General features: G+C 65.4%; 16 protein-coding genes. 7 read left to right on the top strand and 9 right to left on the bottom strand.

Features of this window, described 5'->3' with window-relative positions; genetic code table 11:
• Positions 1 to 11: 11 nt before the first annotated feature.
• The 7 genes from BM372_RS04570 to BM372_RS04540 all read right to left on the bottom strand — a co-directional run bounded on the left by BM372_RS04570 (position 12) and on the right by BM372_RS04540 (position 9,184).
• Positions 12 to 1,898 carry an ABC transporter ATP-binding protein gene (locus BM372_RS04570; protein ID WP_256214027.1) on the bottom strand — a complete coding sequence of 629 codons (1,887 nt, stop codon included), beginning with the start codon at positions 1,896 to 1,898 and terminating at the stop codon, positions 12 to 14.
• A complete protein-coding gene (locus tag BM372_RS04565; RefSeq protein WP_090952426.1) occupies positions 1,895 to 3,070 on the bottom strand; it encodes a glycosyltransferase family 4 protein in 1,176 nt (391 codons plus the stop codon). The genes BM372_RS04570 and BM372_RS04565 overlap by 4 nt, the downstream gene beginning before the upstream one ends.
• Complete coding sequence (locus BM372_RS04560) at positions 3,067 to 4,287, bottom strand: glycosyltransferase (protein WP_090952423.1); 1,221 nt, start codon at positions 4,285 to 4,287, stop codon at positions 3,067 to 3,069. Before BM372_RS04560 ends, BM372_RS04565 begins: the two co-directional genes overlap by 4 nt.
• Complete coding sequence (locus BM372_RS04555; protein WP_143111432.1) at positions 4,274 to 5,524, bottom strand: glycosyltransferase family protein; 1,251 nt, start codon at positions 5,522 to 5,524, stop codon at positions 4,274 to 4,276. Before BM372_RS04555 ends, BM372_RS04560 begins: the two co-directional genes overlap by 14 nt.
• A 217-nt stretch (positions 5,525 to 5,741) precedes the next feature.
• A complete protein-coding gene (locus tag BM372_RS04550) occupies positions 5,742 to 7,295 on the bottom strand; it encodes a sensor histidine kinase (protein ID WP_090952421.1) in 1,554 nt (517 codons plus the stop codon).
• Between the two features lie 85 nt (positions 7,296 to 7,380).
• Entirely contained in the window at positions 7,381 to 8,046 is a 666-nt protein-coding gene (locus BM372_RS04545) for a response regulator transcription factor (protein ID WP_090952976.1), read from the bottom strand.
• Positions 8,047 to 8,281: 235 nt separating this feature from the next.
• The gene (locus tag BM372_RS04540; protein ID WP_090952418.1) at positions 8,282 to 9,184 is read right to left on the bottom strand and encodes a serine hydrolase; all 903 of its coding nucleotides are present in this window, start codon (positions 9,182 to 9,184) and stop codon (positions 8,282 to 8,284) included.
• 216 nt (positions 9,185 to 9,400) lie between these two features.
• Here BM372_RS04540 and BM372_RS04535 point away from each other — a divergent pair, with 216 nt between their 5' ends.
• Positions 9,401 to 10,321 (top strand): 2-hydroxyacid dehydrogenase, encoded by a 921-nt coding sequence (locus tag BM372_RS04535; RefSeq protein ID WP_090952415.1) that lies wholly within the window; start codon positions 9,401 to 9,403, stop codon positions 10,319 to 10,321.
• Positions 10,322 to 10,435: 114 nt separating this feature from the next.
• Here BM372_RS04535 and BM372_RS20605 read toward each other — a convergent pair whose 3' ends face one another.
• Positions 10,436 to 10,609 carry a hypothetical protein gene (locus BM372_RS20605; protein WP_177235872.1) on the bottom strand — a complete coding sequence of 58 codons (174 nt, stop codon included), beginning with the start codon at positions 10,607 to 10,609 and terminating at the stop codon, positions 10,436 to 10,438.
• Here BM372_RS20605 and BM372_RS04530 point away from each other — a divergent pair.
• From BM372_RS04530 to BM372_RS04510, 5 genes are read left to right on the top strand one after another with little or no spacing between them, the layout of a single operon-like run.
• Positions 10,602 to 11,360, top strand: coding sequence for an ABC transporter substrate-binding protein (locus tag BM372_RS04530; RefSeq protein ID WP_090952412.1), 759 nt, complete (start codon positions 10,602 to 10,604; stop codon positions 11,358 to 11,360). The genes BM372_RS20605 and BM372_RS04530 overlap by 8 nt on opposite strands.
• Entirely contained in the window at positions 11,360 to 12,253 is an 894-nt protein-coding gene (locus BM372_RS04525) for an amino acid ABC transporter permease (RefSeq protein WP_090952409.1), read from the top strand. Before BM372_RS04530 ends, BM372_RS04525 begins: the two co-directional genes overlap by 1 nt.
• Positions 12,250 to 13,074, top strand: a complete 825-nt coding sequence (locus tag BM372_RS04520; protein ID WP_090952407.1) for an amino acid ABC transporter ATP-binding protein — start codon at positions 12,250 to 12,252, stop codon at positions 13,072 to 13,074. Before BM372_RS04525 ends, BM372_RS04520 begins: the two co-directional genes overlap by 4 nt.
• Positions 13,071 to 14,366: an NAD(P)/FAD-dependent oxidoreductase gene (locus BM372_RS04515; RefSeq protein WP_090952404.1), complete on the top strand. Its 1,296-nt coding sequence runs from the start codon at positions 13,071 to 13,073 to the stop codon at positions 14,364 to 14,366. The genes BM372_RS04520 and BM372_RS04515 overlap by 4 nt, the downstream gene beginning before the upstream one ends.
• Entirely contained in the window at positions 14,366 to 15,001 is a 636-nt protein-coding gene (locus tag BM372_RS04510) for a helix-turn-helix domain-containing protein (RefSeq protein WP_090952402.1), read from the top strand. The genes BM372_RS04515 and BM372_RS04510 overlap by 1 nt, the downstream gene beginning before the upstream one ends.
• 78 nt (positions 15,002 to 15,079) lie before the next feature.
• Here the strand turns inward: BM372_RS04510 and BM372_RS04505 are convergent, their stop codons facing one another.
• Entirely contained in the window at positions 15,080 to 16,018 is a 939-nt protein-coding gene (locus BM372_RS04505; protein ID WP_090952399.1) for a LysR family transcriptional regulator, read from the bottom strand.
• Positions 16,019 to 16,259: 241 nt separating this feature from the next.
• On the opposite strand from BM372_RS04505, the gene BM372_RS04500 reads away from it, so the two are divergent.
• Positions 16,260 to 17,378: a PrpF domain-containing protein gene (locus tag BM372_RS04500; protein WP_090952397.1), complete on the top strand. Its 1,119-nt coding sequence runs from the start codon at positions 16,260 to 16,262 to the stop codon at positions 17,376 to 17,378.
• Positions 17,379 to 17,381: the final 3 nt, after the last annotated feature.

Below are 17,381 nucleotides of genomic sequence, written 5' to 3'. Positions count from 1 at the left end.
CGGGGCGGTGCTCATGTCGGCACCTTGAACAGTTCGCCCGGTTCCCCGCTCTGCTGCCGATGGACCCAGTTGGCAAAGCGGGAGCCCGGGTCGGCCAGCAATGACTGCGGCACCCCATCTTCGAGGATTTCGCCGTCTTCAAGCCAGATCACCCGGTCGCACGATTGGGCCGAGTTGACATCGTGGGTAATCGTGATGGATGTCCGGCCCTCGGTGAGTGTTTCCAGGGCGCTGAGGACCGAATCGCGGGATGCCGGATCAAGCCCGGCCGTCGCCTCGTCCAGGATCACGATCGGGGCCTTCCGGAGCATGGCGCGGGCGACGGCCAGCCGTTGACGCTGGCCCCCGGAAAGATCGTTGGCCGCCTCGCCGAGGACGGTTTCGTAGCCCTGGGGCAATGCCCGGATGAAACCGTCGGCCTGGGCAAGGGCCGCCACGGCTTCAATCTCCTCATCGGTGGCATCGAGGCGGCCGAACCTGATGTTTTCCCGGACCGATGTTCCGAACAGCACGGAGTCCTGGAGCAGGATTGAGACGTGGGCACGCACGGAAGCGATGGTCAGGCCCCGCACGTCCTCCCCTCCGAGACTGACACTCCCCTCCCAGGGGTCCACCATCCGAAGGATCATGCTTGCCAGCGTGGACTTCCCGGCACCGGAGGGCCCCAGCACGGCGCAGTGCTGGGCCGCCGGTATGGTCAGGGTGATCCCCTTGAGCACCGAAGCCCCGTCGAAGTGGCCGGCCCAGACGTTGTCGAACACGATGTCCGGGTGCGGGCTCTTAAGCGCGACGGCGTGCGGTGACTCGGGAACATCACTCTGGGCCTCGAGCAGGTCCGCCACCCGTTCCCCGGAGGCCGTCGCGCGGGCGATACGGCTGGTGTACCTGGCAACGTCCTTGAGCGGCCTCATCCCGGTTTTCAGGTAAAACAGGAAAACGGTCAGATCTCCGGGGGTCATCGCATGTTGCATCACCCTCCATCCACCGGCAGCCAAGACAACCCCCGTCGCGATTCCGGTCAGGACGTCGGTTTTCCGTTGCAGGCTGGCGGACAGCCGCAGCGTGGCCACCCCGGAGCCAAGGGCTGCCTGGTTGCTCTTGCCGAAGCCCGAGCTGAGGGTGTCTTCGAGTCCGTACGCCTGGACTTCGCGCATTGCTCCCAGGGTCTGTGCGGCTGTGGTGGCAAGGGCGCTTTCGCCCTTGCGTGATTTGCGGGCCGCGGTGGTAATCGATCCCGAGCTCTTACGGGACAACACAATGAATATCCCGATGGACAGGAATGTCACCAGGGCGATAAAAGGATCGAGCCAGAGCATGATGATCATCATTGCGACCAGCGACACGATATTGCCGATGAGAGGGAGCCCTGCTGTGACTGCCACGTCCTGCAGCCGGGATACGTCCCCGACGAGCCGTTGGACCGTGTCGCCGGTGGAGGCGCGGCTGTGGTGGCGCATCGACAGGCTCTGGAGGTGGCGGAAGGTCCGGGCGCGCAATTCGGAGGAAACGCGGGTACCCACGAGGGCAAACGAGATCGAGGACAGGTAGCTTGCCACGGCCCGGACCAGGCTGATGACAATCACCGCGCCGGCGCAGAGAAGCAGCACCTCGGCGCTTGCCTCCACGCTGAACGGGGACTTGCGCAGATTGGCGCCGAGTGAGTGTGAGACGGAGTCGAGGACGATCTTCACCGGCCACGGTTCAAGAAGCCGGAAGAGGATTTCCACGGCCATGGCAATGAATCCCCAGGTGATGAGCAGCCTGTGCCCGCGCAGATGCGGGCGGATGCACCGCAAGGTCCGTCGCATCGGGGTGGGTTCGGCCGGTGCAGTGGTGCTGATCCTTCCCCACAGTGTTCGCCAGCTACGGGGGCGCGAATGCCTGGCAGTGGTGGTCATTGCCGTGCCAGCCTGCGTGCAGGCGGTAGCGCCTCGGTGATCCGAGACAGCACACCGCTCCAGCTGAATCGCTGCACGGCGTCGCTGCGGGCCTCCAGCCCGAGCCTCTCCCGCAGGTTCGGGTCTTCGCCGAGCCGGATGAGGGCATTCGCGAGTGCGGCCGGCTCCCCGGGCGGGACGAGGATCCCCGTGCGCCCGTCCTGGATGATGGACGGGATCTGGCCCACGGCGCTCGCGATCACGGGCAGCGCGGCCGCCATGTACTCAAAGACCTTCAGCGGCGAGAAGTAATCGTCCTGGCCGGGTGCGTCGGGGGGATAGGGGGCGGCGGCGGCGTCGAATTCTGCCAGGAGGCCGGGCACGGCGGCCGGCGCAACGGCACCTGTGAACACCGTTGGCACGCCGAGGGACTCGGCGAGGCGTTCGAGGTCCCTCCGGCCGGGGCCGTCACCCACCACCTGGACTTGCCAGCGCAGGCTCGGGTCAGCGGTCTGCTGGTTGGCGAGGGCCACACCGTGCAGCAGGGCGGGGACACCGTGCCAGGGCTTTAAGGTTCCGACAAACCCGACCGTGAGGTGGTCCGGATTCCGGCGGCCGGGACGGCGGCCCGGGATCCGGTCGACGTTCACGCCGTTCTGTGCCAGCACGGTCCTGGCCGTCGGCACCCGCGCCCGCACCCAGCGCACCACGGGATCGGAGACGCAGGCCACGACGTCGGCCGTGGCGGCGTTGCGGCGGAACACCGTCTCAGCCTTCTTCACATCCAGCAACTGGCGGTACCGCTGTTGCTCTTCGATGAGCGGAGCATTTACCTCGAGCACCGACGGCACGTCCAGGATCCGGGCCACCACGGACAGGGCCGGGCTGAACAGCGAATAGCGCTCGTAGAACAGCCCGCAGCCGTTGCGCAGGACCTCGTCTGCCAGGCCCAGCGCGGCGTCCTGGACCGCCCGTTCCCGCGCGGGGCCGGGGACGGATTCCGGATTGACTTCGACGACGTCGAGATCGGCAAGATCGCTGGGCCGGTCGGTGCCGAGCTTGGTGCAGTAGACCGTGACGACGGCGCCGGTCTCGCGCCACGCCCGGACGATTTCCTGGACGTGCACCGAGGAGCCTTTGGTACCGAAAACGGGCACGCCGGGGTCGGCGCAAAGGTAGGCCACGCGTGTCATGCGACTCTCCTTTCCGAACGGGAGAGGGATCTCAGGAGTTCGGCCTGGCGGTGGACGTCGTAGTCCTCCTCAATCACGGCGCGGGCCTTGCGGGATACGGCAAGCCGGTCTGTGGCGGCGGAGCCGAGCGTGCGGATACCACGCGCGAGGGCGTGCGAGTTGCCGGGCCGGACCAGGACCCCGGTGGAGCCGTTCCGGACCACCTCGGGGATCCCGGTGACGGACGTGCTGACGCAGGGGACGCCGGTGGCCATGGCCTCAAGCAGGACCGTGGGCATGCCGTCCGCGTTGCCGTCGGCGCCCACCACGCAGGGCGCCACAAAAACATCGGCGGATTGGAGCAGTTCGTGGACCTGGTCCTGGGTCTGGGGACCGAGGAGGCGGACGTACCCGCCGATCCTTAGCTGATCGATGCTGGCCTCCAGCTCCTCGGCCATGATCCCGGTCCCGGCGATTCGGAGGTCCAGTTTGACCCCCTGATCCAGCAGTTCGGCGGCCGCGGGCAGCAGATGCTGGAAGCCTTTCTTTTCCACCAGGCGACCGATGGCCGCGATCCGCAGGGTAGGTCCGAGCGGGTGGGGCTCCCGGTAAGGGAAGCGCTCCAGCTCCAGGCCGTTGCGCACCAGGTGGAGCCGGGACGTCGAGCCCGGGAAGCGGCGGCGCAGGTAGCGCATGTTGTACTGGCTGATGGTCACGGCGTGGTGGGCCTGCTCGAGCTTGAGCCGCAGATCATCGTCTTGGACAGATTCATGGAAGATATCCACCGCGTGGGCCGTAAACGAGAAGGGGATGCCGGTGATGAAGGACGCCAGCCGGGCGACCGTCGTGGCGCCCGAGGCGAAGTGGACGTGCATGTGCCGGATGCTGCGGCCCTGCAAGGCGGTGGCCAGGTTGATGGCCTGGACGGCTTCGTCCGCCGTGGCGGCGGCGAGTTCGGCGAAATTCAGGCCAAGGGCGGCCGTGAGCCCCGCCTCCTCGGCCAACCGGAGTGACTCCCACAGGGCCACCGTCTTGATGGGGCGGTCAATGTAGGTCACCGGTGCCTGGACCCGGGCGAGCTCGGGGTGGAACCGGGCGTCGTCCGTCGGCAGGAGGGAGAAAATCTCGATCCGGTCGCCCGCCGCCTCGCGGGCAAGGATCTCCGAGACAATGAACGTCTCGGAGAAACGCGGGTACATCTTCAGGACGTAAGCGGTCCCCGGTTCAGACGGCGACACGGCTGGCACCTTCTTTGGTCCGTGCTGTTGCCGCGCGCTCACGACGAGTGCCGGACCGAGTGCCGGACTGATCGGCACCGGACCGGTCGGCATTGACCAGCGGCTGCAGCAGCTCGGCGGCCAGTTGCGGAACGCGGACCAGCCCGTCCAGCACTGCGCGACGGCGGTCCACAGTGGTGCCGAAACGCGAGGCCAGCCAGTCCGCCAGGAACTCCGGCGTCAGCGTGCCGACGTCGTGCTGCTCCAGGTACCCCGCCTCCGCCAGGGAGGCTGCCCGGATCCGCTGCTCGGCCCGCGACTGCGTGCGGGGCACAATCAGCGCGGGGATATGGGTGCCCAAGATCTCGCACACCGTGTTGTAGCCGCCCATGGAGACAACGGCGCCGGCGTGCCGGAGGTGGAACACGATGTCGTCCACCGCGGCCACTACCTTGACGCCCGGTCGGGCCCGACGCCGGAGGTCCTCGAGCTGCCCGGCGGGCATCTGCGGTCCGGCGACCACCAGATGCCCCAGCCCGTCCGGGATCCGCGCGGCGACGGCGACGCTCGCCAGGGCATAGCCGTCCGAGCCACCGCCGACAGTGGTCAGGCAGTAGGGGCCGGGCATGCAGCTGGTCCCGGAGGCCGAGAGCCGGCCCTCGGCGAGGTAGCCCGTGTAGCGGATGAGCTTGCGGAGTGCGAACGGTATTTCACCGGCGGCCACGGGATCGTAGACGGCGGGATCGCCGTACACCCATATGGCATCGAACAGGGACTTGACCACCCGGGGGCCACCCACCCGCGCCCATTCGGTAAGGGCCGCGGCAGGGGAATCCAGGACCTCGCGGAGGCCGAGCACCACCCGAACAGGCCCGGCGGAGCGGGCTCGCCGCAAGGCCGTTTCGAGTTCGCCGTGCACGCCCGTGGCGTGGCGGTCCACGATCACCAGATGAGGGCGGAAGCCGGCCAGCGTGGCCTGCAGCAGCCGAGCCCGAAGAGACACGAACTCCCGCATGGACAACGTCAAATTGCGGGGCAGATAACCATCGGCGCTCTTCGCCACGCCGGGGAGCAGCACCCAGTCCCATCCCTCGGGCAGCCGGAACGCAGGAGCCAGGGCTGTGCCCGTGATGAGGAGCCCGGTGACGGGGCGGTCCACAAGCCCCGGCAGCTGGTTGCTCAGGGCATGGGCCAGCGCCAAGTTCCGGCGCACATGTCCCAGCCCTACTGAATCATGGGAATACAGCACGATCCGCATTGGCTCCACAGCAAATCCTCCCCGGCACCCCCGGTGGTCCGGAGACAGATGCGATCGCATTGTTTCCGGTGCCGGCGCTGACTGATGATATTAATCAGCCTGCTCCCCAAGAGTGAGGATGGGATGAGGGGAAGATTAAGGATTTCTCATCCAAGACACAGCAAACGTTCAGACGCGGCTCAGCCCCTCGAAGCCAGGTGAAGACCAGACGGGGGGGTCAGACGCGGACGCCGGCGGACTGCAGGGGGATCCGGATCAGGAAGGTGGCGCCGTGGCCGTAGGCCGAGTCCACGGTGGCCATGCCGCCGTGCGCCTGGGCGATGGCCGCGACGATTGCCAGGCCCAGTCCTGAACCCTCCTCGCCACGGCCGGGGTGCGCCCGGCCGAACCGTTCGAAAATGCGTTGCTGGTCCTCGGCCGCGATGCCGATGCCGTCGTCGCGCACCCACAGCAGGAGCGTGTCCGACGCCGGCAGCGGGGTGCCGTCGGCCGCCGTCGGACCTTCGATCCTGGAACCCAGCGCGATCGTGGAGGACGGCTCGGTGTACTTGACCGCGTTCGCGGCGAGCTGGACCAGGGCCTGGGTGAGACGCTGCGGGTCGGCATCCACCACGAAGTCGGCTTTTTCATCGATCTTCCAGTGGCGATCGGCCAGGACGTGCACTTTCTCCATCACCTGGTCCAAAAGCTCTGGAATCCGGACGGGCTCGCGCCGGATGAAGCCGGGGTCGCCGGAGTTGGCCAGCAACAGGAGGTCGTCCACAAGGCGCTGCATCCGGTCCACCTCGTCCAGCAGCACCTCCCGCGTGGCAATGACATCCTCCGGGTCATCGACCGTCTCCAGTTCGAGGTGCCCGCGGAGGATGGTCAGTGGAGTCCTCAGCTCATGGCCGGCGTCGTCGAGGAACTGCTGTTGCTGTTGGGCGCCCTCATCCAGCCGTTCGAGCATGGTGTTGAAGGTCTTGGCGAGCAGGGTGACGTCGTCCTCGCCCTTGCGCACCTTCACGCGCTGTGTGAGGTCCTCCTGGCTAACCGCACTGGAAGCCTCGCGCAGCCGGCGGAGCGGATTGAGCAGCCGCCCGGCAACAATGCCGCCAATCACCGCGGCGGCCAAGAGCGTGCCGAGAGCCACCAGGGAATACGTCCGCACGGAGCTGATGTTGTGCTCGCGCTGATCGCCCGCGTCCCTGCCGACCAGGAGGAATGTCCCGTTGGCGACGGTGGCGCCCTTCATTGGCACCACGACGGTTCGCAGCGGGCTGCCGTCGGCGTCGAGCTCGGCGAAAGCCGCGCCGGCCGGATTCCGCAGCCCGGCGGCGTCGGCGAGCATTCCGTCGTTCAGGAGCGTCCTGTGCCGGTTGCCTTCGACGGTCCATGCCACGCGCCCGTCAACAATTCCGGCTATGACCTCGTTGTTGCGGGGCTCGATGTCTTCCGCCGCCTCGTGGAGGGCACTGCTGGCGGTCTTGTTGGCGGAGTCCCCGGATGTCCTCTTGGTGGTCTGCACGAGCTTGACCACCGCTTTGGCCTTGTCCAGGATCGCCTGGTCAACCCTGGCATCGGACTCCTGGAACTGGACCCCGAAGGTGACCAGCCCCGCGGTGACGAGCCCGGCGAGCATCATCACCAGCATGGCGGCCACCACCCGGAAACGCACCGAGTGGATTTTCGCACCCCAGCCGGTCGCATCCTGAATCCCCGCCGTTGCGGAGGCTCCAGCCGGAGCCGACTGGCCTTCCCCGCCGGGTCGTTCATCCGAAGTGGGCACCATGTCTCCTTTCCGGCGGAGGGCTGTTTACTTTGCGGGACCGTGTTTTGCGGGCTCTATGTCTTGGTGACGCCGGCCGGCGTGCCGCCTAGCCGAGGCGGTAGCCCGCGCCGCGCGTGGTGAGGATGCGGTCCGCGCCGATCTTTAACCGCAATTGGCGCACGTACACGTCCACCACGTTGGACGTGCCGTCGAAGTCGTAGCCCCAGACGTGGCTGAGCAGCTGCTGGCGGCTCAGGACCTGCCCGGGATGCAGCAGGAACATTTCCACCAGGGCGAATTCGCGGGCGGAAAGCTCCACCATCCGGCCGTCCACACTGACGGTGCGGGTGAGCAGGTTCAGCTCCAGGGGACCATAGCGCATGACGCTGCCGGCGAGCACATCGCCGGTGTCCCCTTTGCGGACCCGGGCCCGGATGCGGGCCACGAGTTCCTCGAAACGGAACGGCTTGACGATGTAGTCGTCGGCACCGCCTTCCAGCGCCGCGACGGTGTCCGTGGAGGAGGCGCGAGCGGTGAGGAAGATGACAGGGATGCCCACCTGGCCGTGGCGCAGGGCGGCCAGCACGGCGAAGCCGTCAAGGCGGGGGAGTCCGACGTCGAGGAGCAGGAGATCGAATTCGCCGCTGGAGGCGTAGTCCACGGCGGCGACGCCGTCGGCGACCACGGTGGGGGCGAAGCCGGCGGCGCGCAAACCCTTTTCGATGAAGCGGGAAATGCGTTCTTCGTCTTCTGCGATGAGGATGCGGATCAAGGTAACTCCCTGGAAAGCCCAGCGGTGGGGCATCTCCGGTACATGAGCCGGGTGGGACGCCGAGGCTCCAGCAGCCCCGATCGGCCCCAATTCCCCGGCAGCTGCGGACCCCGTGGTGTGGGCCCGCGAAAATCGGCGGGCGGTATCCCGATTCCTATCCTGCCCCTGTCAGGGAACGTGCGCCACCTTTGAACGGTTGATTTTCAGGCTGTTCACAGCCCGCGACCGCCGCCCGCTACGGCTGCCCGAACAGGGCCCCCGTGACCTGACGGGTCAGCTCGTGGATGAGTTCCAGACGGTTCGCGCTGTCCGCGTCGTTCGGGCCCCAAGTGTAGATGACCACCGCGTAGGAGCGGTCCCCGGAACTGAGCAGCGCGGCGTCGTGGACGTAACCTTCCACCACGCCGTACTTGTGATGGACGGTGATGTCCGGGGAGAGTGCCGCCGGGATGAGGTCTTCGTCATTGGTGTGCTGCATGTAGCCCAGCAGCTCCGCAGTGTGCCCGGAGTCCAGCAGCTTGCCGGTGGAAAGCTGCTCGAGGAGCCGGGCCATGTCCGGCGGGGCCAGAAGGTTTTGCTTGGGATCGTAGGTGATGCCGAGGGTAGCGGCGTAGTCGGTCAGGCGCGGATAGCCGATGTCGTGCATCAGCAGCAGCCACGAGTCATCGCTGCTGGTGTTGATCATGGCCTTGAGCTGGAACGCGGCATCGAACGCGCCCAGCGGTGCCTCCAGCGACTTCTCACCGGTTTCCACGAGGTGGTAATAGGCGGCGGCGGTCAGGACCTTGGCCGTGCTCGCGGCCGTGTACGGGGTCACGTCGCCGTAGCTCTGCAGCCGTCCGTCGCGGGTGTTCAGTACAGTGACTCCGATCCTGTGATCGGGGTGTTCGCCGATGATCCGCTGGACCTCGGCGGGGAGGTCGACGGCGGGGGCGACCGGCTGGCTGGCTGCGGCCGGGGCGGACTGCGGTTGGCTCTGCCTGAGGCTCACGTCCATGAAGGCCCGTTCCGGCGACGACGCGCTGCGGAGGACGCCGAAGACTACGACGGCGGCCAGCACCAGTGCGAGGGCGGCCCAGACGAGCACCAGATTCCTGCGGTTGTGCGGCGCGGCCGGCCGGGTGCCCGGTTTCGTCATGTGCGTGGGCCTTCCGACGTTACGAATGGGTGGTGACTCCGACGTTAGGTGCGGCCGGTGGCGAAGTCCACGGACCGCGCGGGGCGCCGCGGAAGTCGGCCGGATTCCCCTCCGTTCCCCTCTCCGGTTCCCCTCTCCGGTTCCCCTGTCCAGTTCCCCTGTCCAGGTGCCGGAACCGGCTCCGGCACGCCCCGTGCCTCTACTACGCTGGCATTCATGACCCGAAAAATCACTGTCAGCCTGCCGGACGCGTCCTTGCGTGAACACCTTCAGCCGCATCCGGACGTCACCATCCTTGAATGGGACTTCGCTGGTGCGCCGCCGCAGCCGCACATCGACATCGTGGTGCCGCCCTACATGCAGGGCCCGCAGGTCCTGCGGGGCCTGGAAGGGGTGGAGACGGCGCTGGTGCAGAGCCAGTCGATCGGGTACGACGGCGTGGCGGACTGCCTGCCGGCGGGCCGGGTTTTCGCCAACGCGGCGGGTGTCCACGAGACCTCGACGGCGGAGCTCACCCTGGCCCTGATCCTGGCCAGCCAGCGCGAGTTCCCGCGCATCATCCAGAACCAGCAGGAGGGCCGGTGGGAGACACGACCCACCGCCAGCCTCGCCGACCGCCGCGTGCTGATTGTCGGCTACGGCGGAGTGGGCAAGGCGATCGAGGACCGGCTTCTTCCGTTCGAGGTTAGCGTGACCCGGGTGGCGAGCAAGGAGCGGACAGACGAGCGGGGACATGTCCACGGCATTGCGGAGCTGCCTGCGCTGCTGCCGGAGCACGAAATCGTGGTGGTCGGCGTTCCCCTGAACGACTCCACCCGGCACCTGGTGGACGACGCTTTCCTCGCGGCCATGCCGGATGGCGCCCTGCTGGTGAACATAGCCCGCGGCCCGGTGGCAGACACGGACGCCCTGGTCCGGCACACCGCCTCCGGCCGAATCCGCGCCGCGCTGGACGTCACCGACCCCGAACCCCTGCCGCAGGACCACCCGCTGTGGCGGACCCCTGGCGTTCTCATCAGCCCGCACGTGGGCGGGGCGAGTTCTGCGATGCGTCCCCGGATGGGCCGGCTGCTCCAGCGCCAGATCGAGCTCATGCTGGCAGGCGAGCCGCCGGCGAACGTGGTGCTGAACGGTTGAGGGTGTGGAGTCTGTGGCCACCTTGGCCTTGGAGTAGTGAGATATCGGCGAAGACCGCTAAAGAAAAAGACAGGGCAACTATTTCTCTGCACACTCTGTACAGAGAAATACACATCACGTAATGTGATCTTGTTCACTCAACCAACAAGGGAGTTGCCAGTTGAAGCCGTCATTCCGATCCGCCGGTGCGATCTCAGCCGCCGCCTGCGCCGCCGTCCTGGCGCTAACGTCGTGTTCCTCAGCGAGCACCGCCGCCAGCCCCAACAGCGCAGCCAGCAAAATGACCATCCAGGAAGGTGTCCTCACGTTGGGGACCTCGCTTCCGGACGCGCCCATGGAATACTACGAGGCGGACGGTAAGACGCCTACCGGGGTGGATATCGATCTCATGACCGAAGTCGCCAAGCGGCTGCACTTGAAACTCGATATCCAGTCCACGGCTTGGGACGGGCTCATTCCGGCGGCAAAAGCAAACCGCTACGATATCGTGGCAGCATCCATCGGCGATTTCAAAGACCGCCAGAAACAGCTCGATTTCGTCGACTACCTCTCAGTCCGCTCAGCCGTCGTCGTCAAGGCAAGCGACAGTGGCGTCGCAGATCCGTTGGCCCTTTGCGGCAAGTCAATAGGTGGCACGTCCGGCTCGGTGGCCATCACCATCGCGCAACGCTTCTCGACCGACTGTGAGGCTGCCGGCAAGCCTGCTGTAAAGATCAACGAGTTCCCCAACGGTGCAGCGGGCCTGGTCGCACTGAGCTCCGGACGGAGCGATGGGCAGATCCTGGACGGTCCAAGCGCCGTCTACCAAGCGAAAACCACAGAGGGCGGCAAGGCGTACAAGGTCGCGCTCGGCACCGTGGGTCCTGTTGCCATTTACGGGGTTGGCCTCAGCAAGGCCAATACCCCACTGCGCGATGCAATTTCCGAACAGCTCAACGCCATGATTAAGGACGGAAAGTACAAGGAGATCCTTGAGAAGTACGGTGTGCAGGACTACGCCATTGCGCAGGCAACCGTGAACGCAGGCGGCGCCAAGTAATGACGCCCCCGCCACTGATCAATGCCCTTCCCGCCCGGCGGCCGAGCCGCTGGGCGGTGGGAGCTCTGGCACTCGGTTTCTCGGCCTACCTGATCTACGAGTTCGCGGCTTCGCCCAACATCCAGTGGAGCGAAGTCTGGAATTACGTGGCCAACGGCCAGATCCTCGCTGGGCTCGGGCTCACCCTGGTGCTGACCGTAGTCTGCATGGTGGTCGGCATCATCGGCGGCGTACTGCTGGCCATCATGAAGCTGTCCCGGAACCCGGTACTGCAGTCGATCAGCTGGTGTTATGTGCTCTTCTTCCGCGGAACGCCGGTGCTCGTTCAAATCATCTTCTGGTTCAACCTATCGCTGGTGTTCCCTAACATCGGGGCCACCCCGACCAATCAGCTCATCACCCCGTTTATTGCAGCTGTACTCGGCCTGGGGCTGAACGAGGCTGCCTACATGGCGGAGATTGTTCGGGCGGGTATTGGCTCTGTGGACGAAGGGCAATCCGAAGCGACCGCGGCTTCGGGACTGACCCGGGCACAGACCATGCGCTATGTGGTTCTGCCCCAGGCGCTCCGTGCGATCGTCCCGCCGACGGGCAACCAATTCATCGGGATGCTCAAGACCACGTCACTGGTCAGCGTCATCGCGACCCAAGAGCTGTTGACCTCGGCCCAGCACATCTATTCACAGAACTTCCTCACAATCGAGCTCCTCATCGTTGCGTCCATTTGGTACCTGGTGGCCACGACTTTGGCCACTGCAATCCAATCGGTCATTGAAGATCGGCTCGCGGCGGGCGATCGTACCCGCCGCACGTCGGATGTGCTGGCGTTCTGGAGGCAGACGCTGCGGCTTGACCGGAAGATCAGCCCGATCGATTGGACGCTGACCAAATGAGTTCTTCTAACCTCCCCACAACGGCGGCTACGGAGTCCGCGGCCGGAACGCCCGAAAAGACGGTCATCGTCGACGCACAGCAGGTCTGCAAGCGCTTCGGCGGAAACCTTGTTCTGCGGGGCGTGAACATGACGGTGCACGAAGGCGAAGTCGTCTGCATCCTGGGCCCATCCGGTTCAGGCAAGAGCACCTTTCTCCGCTGCCTCAACGGGCTTGAGACGATTGACGCGGGAAGGGTCGACGTCGACGGCCAATTCATCGGCTACGAGCAACTTCCCGACGGCAGGCTGCGGGAACTTCAAGCCAAGCCATTAGCCAAGCAACGCATGGAAACCGGCATGGTCTTCCAACAGTTCAACCTGTATCCGAATATGAAGGTCCTGGACAACATCACCCTTGCTCCCATCAAGGCCCGCGGGGTTCCAGCCCGGGAAGCGAAGGCGGACGCGAGGCGCCTCCTCAAGCTCGTAGGCCTGCAAGACAAGGAAGATGCGTACCCGAAGCAACTTTCCGGAGGGCAGCAACAGCGCGTGGCGATCGCGCGCGCGCTGGCCATGAAGCCCAAGGTCATGCTCTTCGACGAGCCCACTTCGGCGCTGGACCCGGAACTTGTCGGCGAAGTCCTCAACGTCATCAAGGAACTGGCGGCGAACGGAATGACCATGATCGTGGTCACCCACGAGATCGGCTTTGCCCGCGACGTGGCCGACCGGGTGATCTTCATGGCGGACGGGGTGATCGTAGAAGAAGGACCCCCATCCCAGGTCATCGACCACCCGACGCACGAGCGCACACGAAACTTCCTGGCGAGGCACCTATGAAAAACAACAAAGACATCATCATCATCGGCGGGGGCTTGATCGGGCTTTTCTGCGCTCACTACTTGGTCAAGGACGGCCACCGCGTTACCGTCCTTGACCGTTCAGCCATCGGCAGCGGTGCCGCCCGCGGCAATGGCGGCTGGGTATGCCCCTCCCGAAGCCAGCCAATGGCGTCGCCCGGGACGCTCCGTGAAGGAGTGGCATCCTGGGTCGATCCCGCCAGCCCGCTCTATATCCCGCCGTCACATTTGCCGGCCATCGCTTCCTATTTGATGCGCTTCGCCCGCAATTCGACCCAGGCCCGATTCCAGAAGTCCCTGGATTCGATTGATGGGATGAACAGCCACACCCACCAACTGTTTGATGCTTTGGAGGAAGAAGGAGTCGGCGTCCCGCTGGATAGCCATGGCTACCTGTCCGTCTTCGAAACACACCACTCTGCACAGGCCGCCCACGAGGCTTCGGTGGAAACGGCCAAACGCGGCCTGACATCGGTCCCTGGAGAAATCCTCGGTCAAAGTGACCTTCTGGCCATCGAGCCGGCTTTGGGAACAGCTGCGAAGTTCGGCTTCCGCCAACATGGAGACCGGTGGCTGGATCCGTCAGCGCTAGTGGACAAAATGATCGATTCGTTGTCGGAGCGCGGGGTTAATTTCGTCCCCGACCACACTGTCTTCTCTGTTGAGGAGCGTCCGCATGGGGTGGCTGTCACCACACCGTACGGCGTTTTCGAGGCGGAAACGGCCATTCTGGCCGCTGGCGCCTGGTCCAACGATCTGTTGCGCCGACTCGGGTTCAACGGCATGGTGGTTCCCGGGAAAGGCTACAGTTTTTCGGTCCGTCCGCCGGTACTTCCGGTGCACAACCTCCAATTTGGGCGCTCCCATGTGGCTGGAACCCCGATCGGGGACAAATTGCGGATCGTCGGGACCGTCGAGTTCGATGGGTCCTACGACACCCTGAACCGATCGCGCCTCGACATCATGAAGCGCGGCGCTTCACCCTTCCTCCGTGGGGTCGACTGGGAAAATGGAGTGACCGACGAATGGGTTGCCCCAAGACCGATGACACCGGACGGGTTGCCGCTCATTGGAGCATTGCCTGGCAGCGAACGGATCATCGCAGCTACCGGCCACAACATGATTGGTCTAACCCTTGGGGCGGCCACCGGGGTAATGGTGGCCGGCATCGTAGAGAATGGGAATACACACGCGAACAGGGCATTCGACCCTGCCCGCTTCACTCGGCGCGGATCGCCTCTTCGCAAGGTGGTCGCGAAAGCAGGCCTTTGATGTCCAATGGAAGCAAGCCCTCCGATGCACCGCGGGCAACGGTTCAGGGACCCGCCACGGATGTCGGGATCAGGGTGCAACAAGCCCGTGCGAGCAGAGGGCTGTCTGTCCGCAAGCTGGCAGCCATGTGCAACTTCAGTGCGAGTTCGATCAGCCAGATCGAACGTGGCGTGGTGAATCCGCGCATCGACACGCTCGTGAGTATCGCGGCCAGCCTCGGCATGACTGTGAGTCAGTTGATGAGTGACGATTCATCGCTGCACGTGCCCCTGCGCGCCGCCGAACGACGCAAAGTCATCAACAGTCCCTTGCATTACGAGTACCTTCTCACTCGCCGGGCCACATCGAACTTTGAAATCTATGTAATGGTGCTGCAGCCAGGCGGCGCGTCGTCCCCCACGCAGGTGGTTCACGGTGACTCGCAGGAGTTCTGTCTTGTCCAGAGCGGGATTGCAACGCTCGAGGTCGGCACCGAGGTTTACGAGCTCAACGAGGACGATTCCATGGAACACCTCTCATCGGTACCCCACCGGATCGTGAACAACAGTGATTCCGAGGTGAGGTTGCTGTGGGTGATTTCTCCACCCTCAGCGGAAGACAAGAAGGCATGCACGCCGGTCGATAGGGAGGTTTAGCCGAGGGCGGCGTGGCCGGGGCGCCTGCACTTGACAGAACCGACTGCCTTCCGCCCCATGCCGTTATGGCCTTGTGGCCTAGAGATAGTCGCCGGCTCGTTCGCGGGCGATTTCCAGCAGGGTGGAGTGGAAGGCCACCTCGGCCGGGGCGTAGACCTTGTCCTCGCGCTGCGCCAACAGAATACGCCGCAGCGGGGCGGCGGAACCCAAGCTCAGCACCTTCACGTCGGGATGCTGAAGTGCCACCGCGGTCTTGGGCACCATGGCCACGCCCATCCCCACGCTGACCATGGCCTGGGCCTCCTGGTAATCGTTGGCCAGGAAGGCAATCTCCGGTTCGAATCCGGTGTCGTGGGCGGAACGCTGCAAAACTTCCACCACGGGGTGGGCCTCGGCGCGCACAATCCAGGACTCGTTGCGCAGGTCCTCCATGCGTACCTGCTCCCGGTCGGCGAGTGGGTGGCTGCGGGCCACCAGGATCACAGTGCTCTCCCGGAAGACCTCTGTTACGCGGATGGAATCGTCCCGGAAGGGATTCCAGGGGTAGTCCCAGAGCAGGCAGAGCCCGGTGACCCCGGACTGCAGATCTGCCACGAGTTCATCGAAGCGGGCGCTGCGCAAAGAAAGATTGATGGCCGGATAGCGCTTCTTAAAGGTCCGGATGACGATGGGCAGGAACGATCCTGCCAGCGTTGGGAAGGTGCCCACGGTCAGGGAACCGCGTTTGAGGCCGGCAATCTGGCCGAGGTCGGACCGGGCTGCCTGCATCTGCCAGACAATCTTGCGGGCGTGGCCGGCCAGCACCTGTCCGGCCTCGGTGGGCACTACCCCGCGGGAGCGGCGGGTGAGGAGGGGCTGCCCCACTTCTTGTTCGAGCTTGCGCAGCTGCTGGGAGACGGCCGAGGGCGTGTACATCATCAGCTCGGCCGCGGCGGTGATGGAGCCCTGCTCCACCACTTCCAGCAGTAGCGCGAGCCGCCTTATATCGAACAATTCCTGGTCTTCGTCTTTAAGCAACGCTTCACCCTCTCCCGCAATTGGTTCATTCTCTGTCAGGACGTGGTATCCGCTCAGGAGATAGGGGACTGATCCGGTCAAGGGAGGTCGGATAGACGGAAAATAACCGGTCTTCCCTAAATGAATTAAGTAATTCTACATCCCCCTTCGAAAATCCAACATTGTCTAAATATGTGATCTGGCTCAATCTCGTTTTAGGTCCTCATTCAAATCTGAGGCACGAGGAGAAGCGGGAAACACCATGGAGATCGAAGCCCGATGGATGCGCGGAGGCACCAGTAAATGCTGGGTGTTCGATGCGGAGCATCTTCAGGAAGGCGGCACCAGCCTCGATGTGCTGCTGCCGCGGCTGTTCGGCAGCCCGGACCCCCGCCAGATCGACGGCGTCGGCGGGGCGACCTCAACAACCAGCAAGGCCGTGATCCTGCACCGGCCCGTCAGTGACGACGTCGACGTTGAATACACCTTCGCCCAGGTGGGCATCGAAGAGGCCGCGGTGGACTGGGGCAGCAATTGCGGGAACGGTTCCGCTGTGGTGGGACTTTACGCCATCGAGAAGGGGTGGGTGATCCCCACCGGAGACGTCACCCGGATCGTCACCCGCAACACGAACACCAACCAAATCATCGTCCAGCGGGTGCCCACCCCGGCCGGCGCCCTGGCATCGGTGCCGGAGGCCCAGATGCCCGGCGTGCCCTTTCCCGGCTACGGGGTGGGCCTCGGCTTCCAGGACCCGGCCGGCAAGACCACAGGTGCGCTGCTGCCCACCGGTGCGGCCACTGACACGATCACCGCGGGCGGAACCCGTTGGACCGTGTCGATGGTCGACGCCGGAGCGCCCGTAGTGATGGTCTGCGCCGAGGAGCTGGGCCTAGACCCGGCCAGGTACGACAGCTGGCGCGCCGGGGTGGAGTTGCAGCTGGATACCCTGGAGCAGATCCGGAGGCAGGCAGCGGTGCGGATGGGGCTGGTCCCCACGGCAACCGAAGCGGCCCGGGCCATCCCGAAGCTCGCCATCGTCGCCGCGCCTGCCCTGACCGACCCCGGCGCCGACGCCAACGTCATGATGCTCTCCATGGGAAAGCCCCACCCCGCCCTGGCCATCACCGGCAGCATCGCCCTGACCCTGGCCGCCCGCACCGCCGGCACCGTGATGCACACCATCACGGGCGACACCCTAGGGAGCACGCTGCGGCTCCGCACCCCCGCGGGGGTGATCGAGACGTGGAGCGAGGAGCACGACGGGACGGTCCTCGTTGGCGTCGACCGCACGGCCCGCACCATTGCCACAACCATCATCCATCTCCCCGAGGTCCCCGGCAGCGCCGTCGCTGCTTCCCTCGCGGGAGCCACTCGCTGAGGA

This window comes from Arthrobacter sp. ov118 (genome assembly GCF_900116495.1).
Lineage (GTDB): Bacteria > Actinomycetota > Actinomycetes > Actinomycetales > Micrococcaceae > Arthrobacter.
The sequence above is the reverse complement of the archived record's forward strand: the minus strand, read 5'-3'. Positions and strand labels throughout refer to the sequence as shown.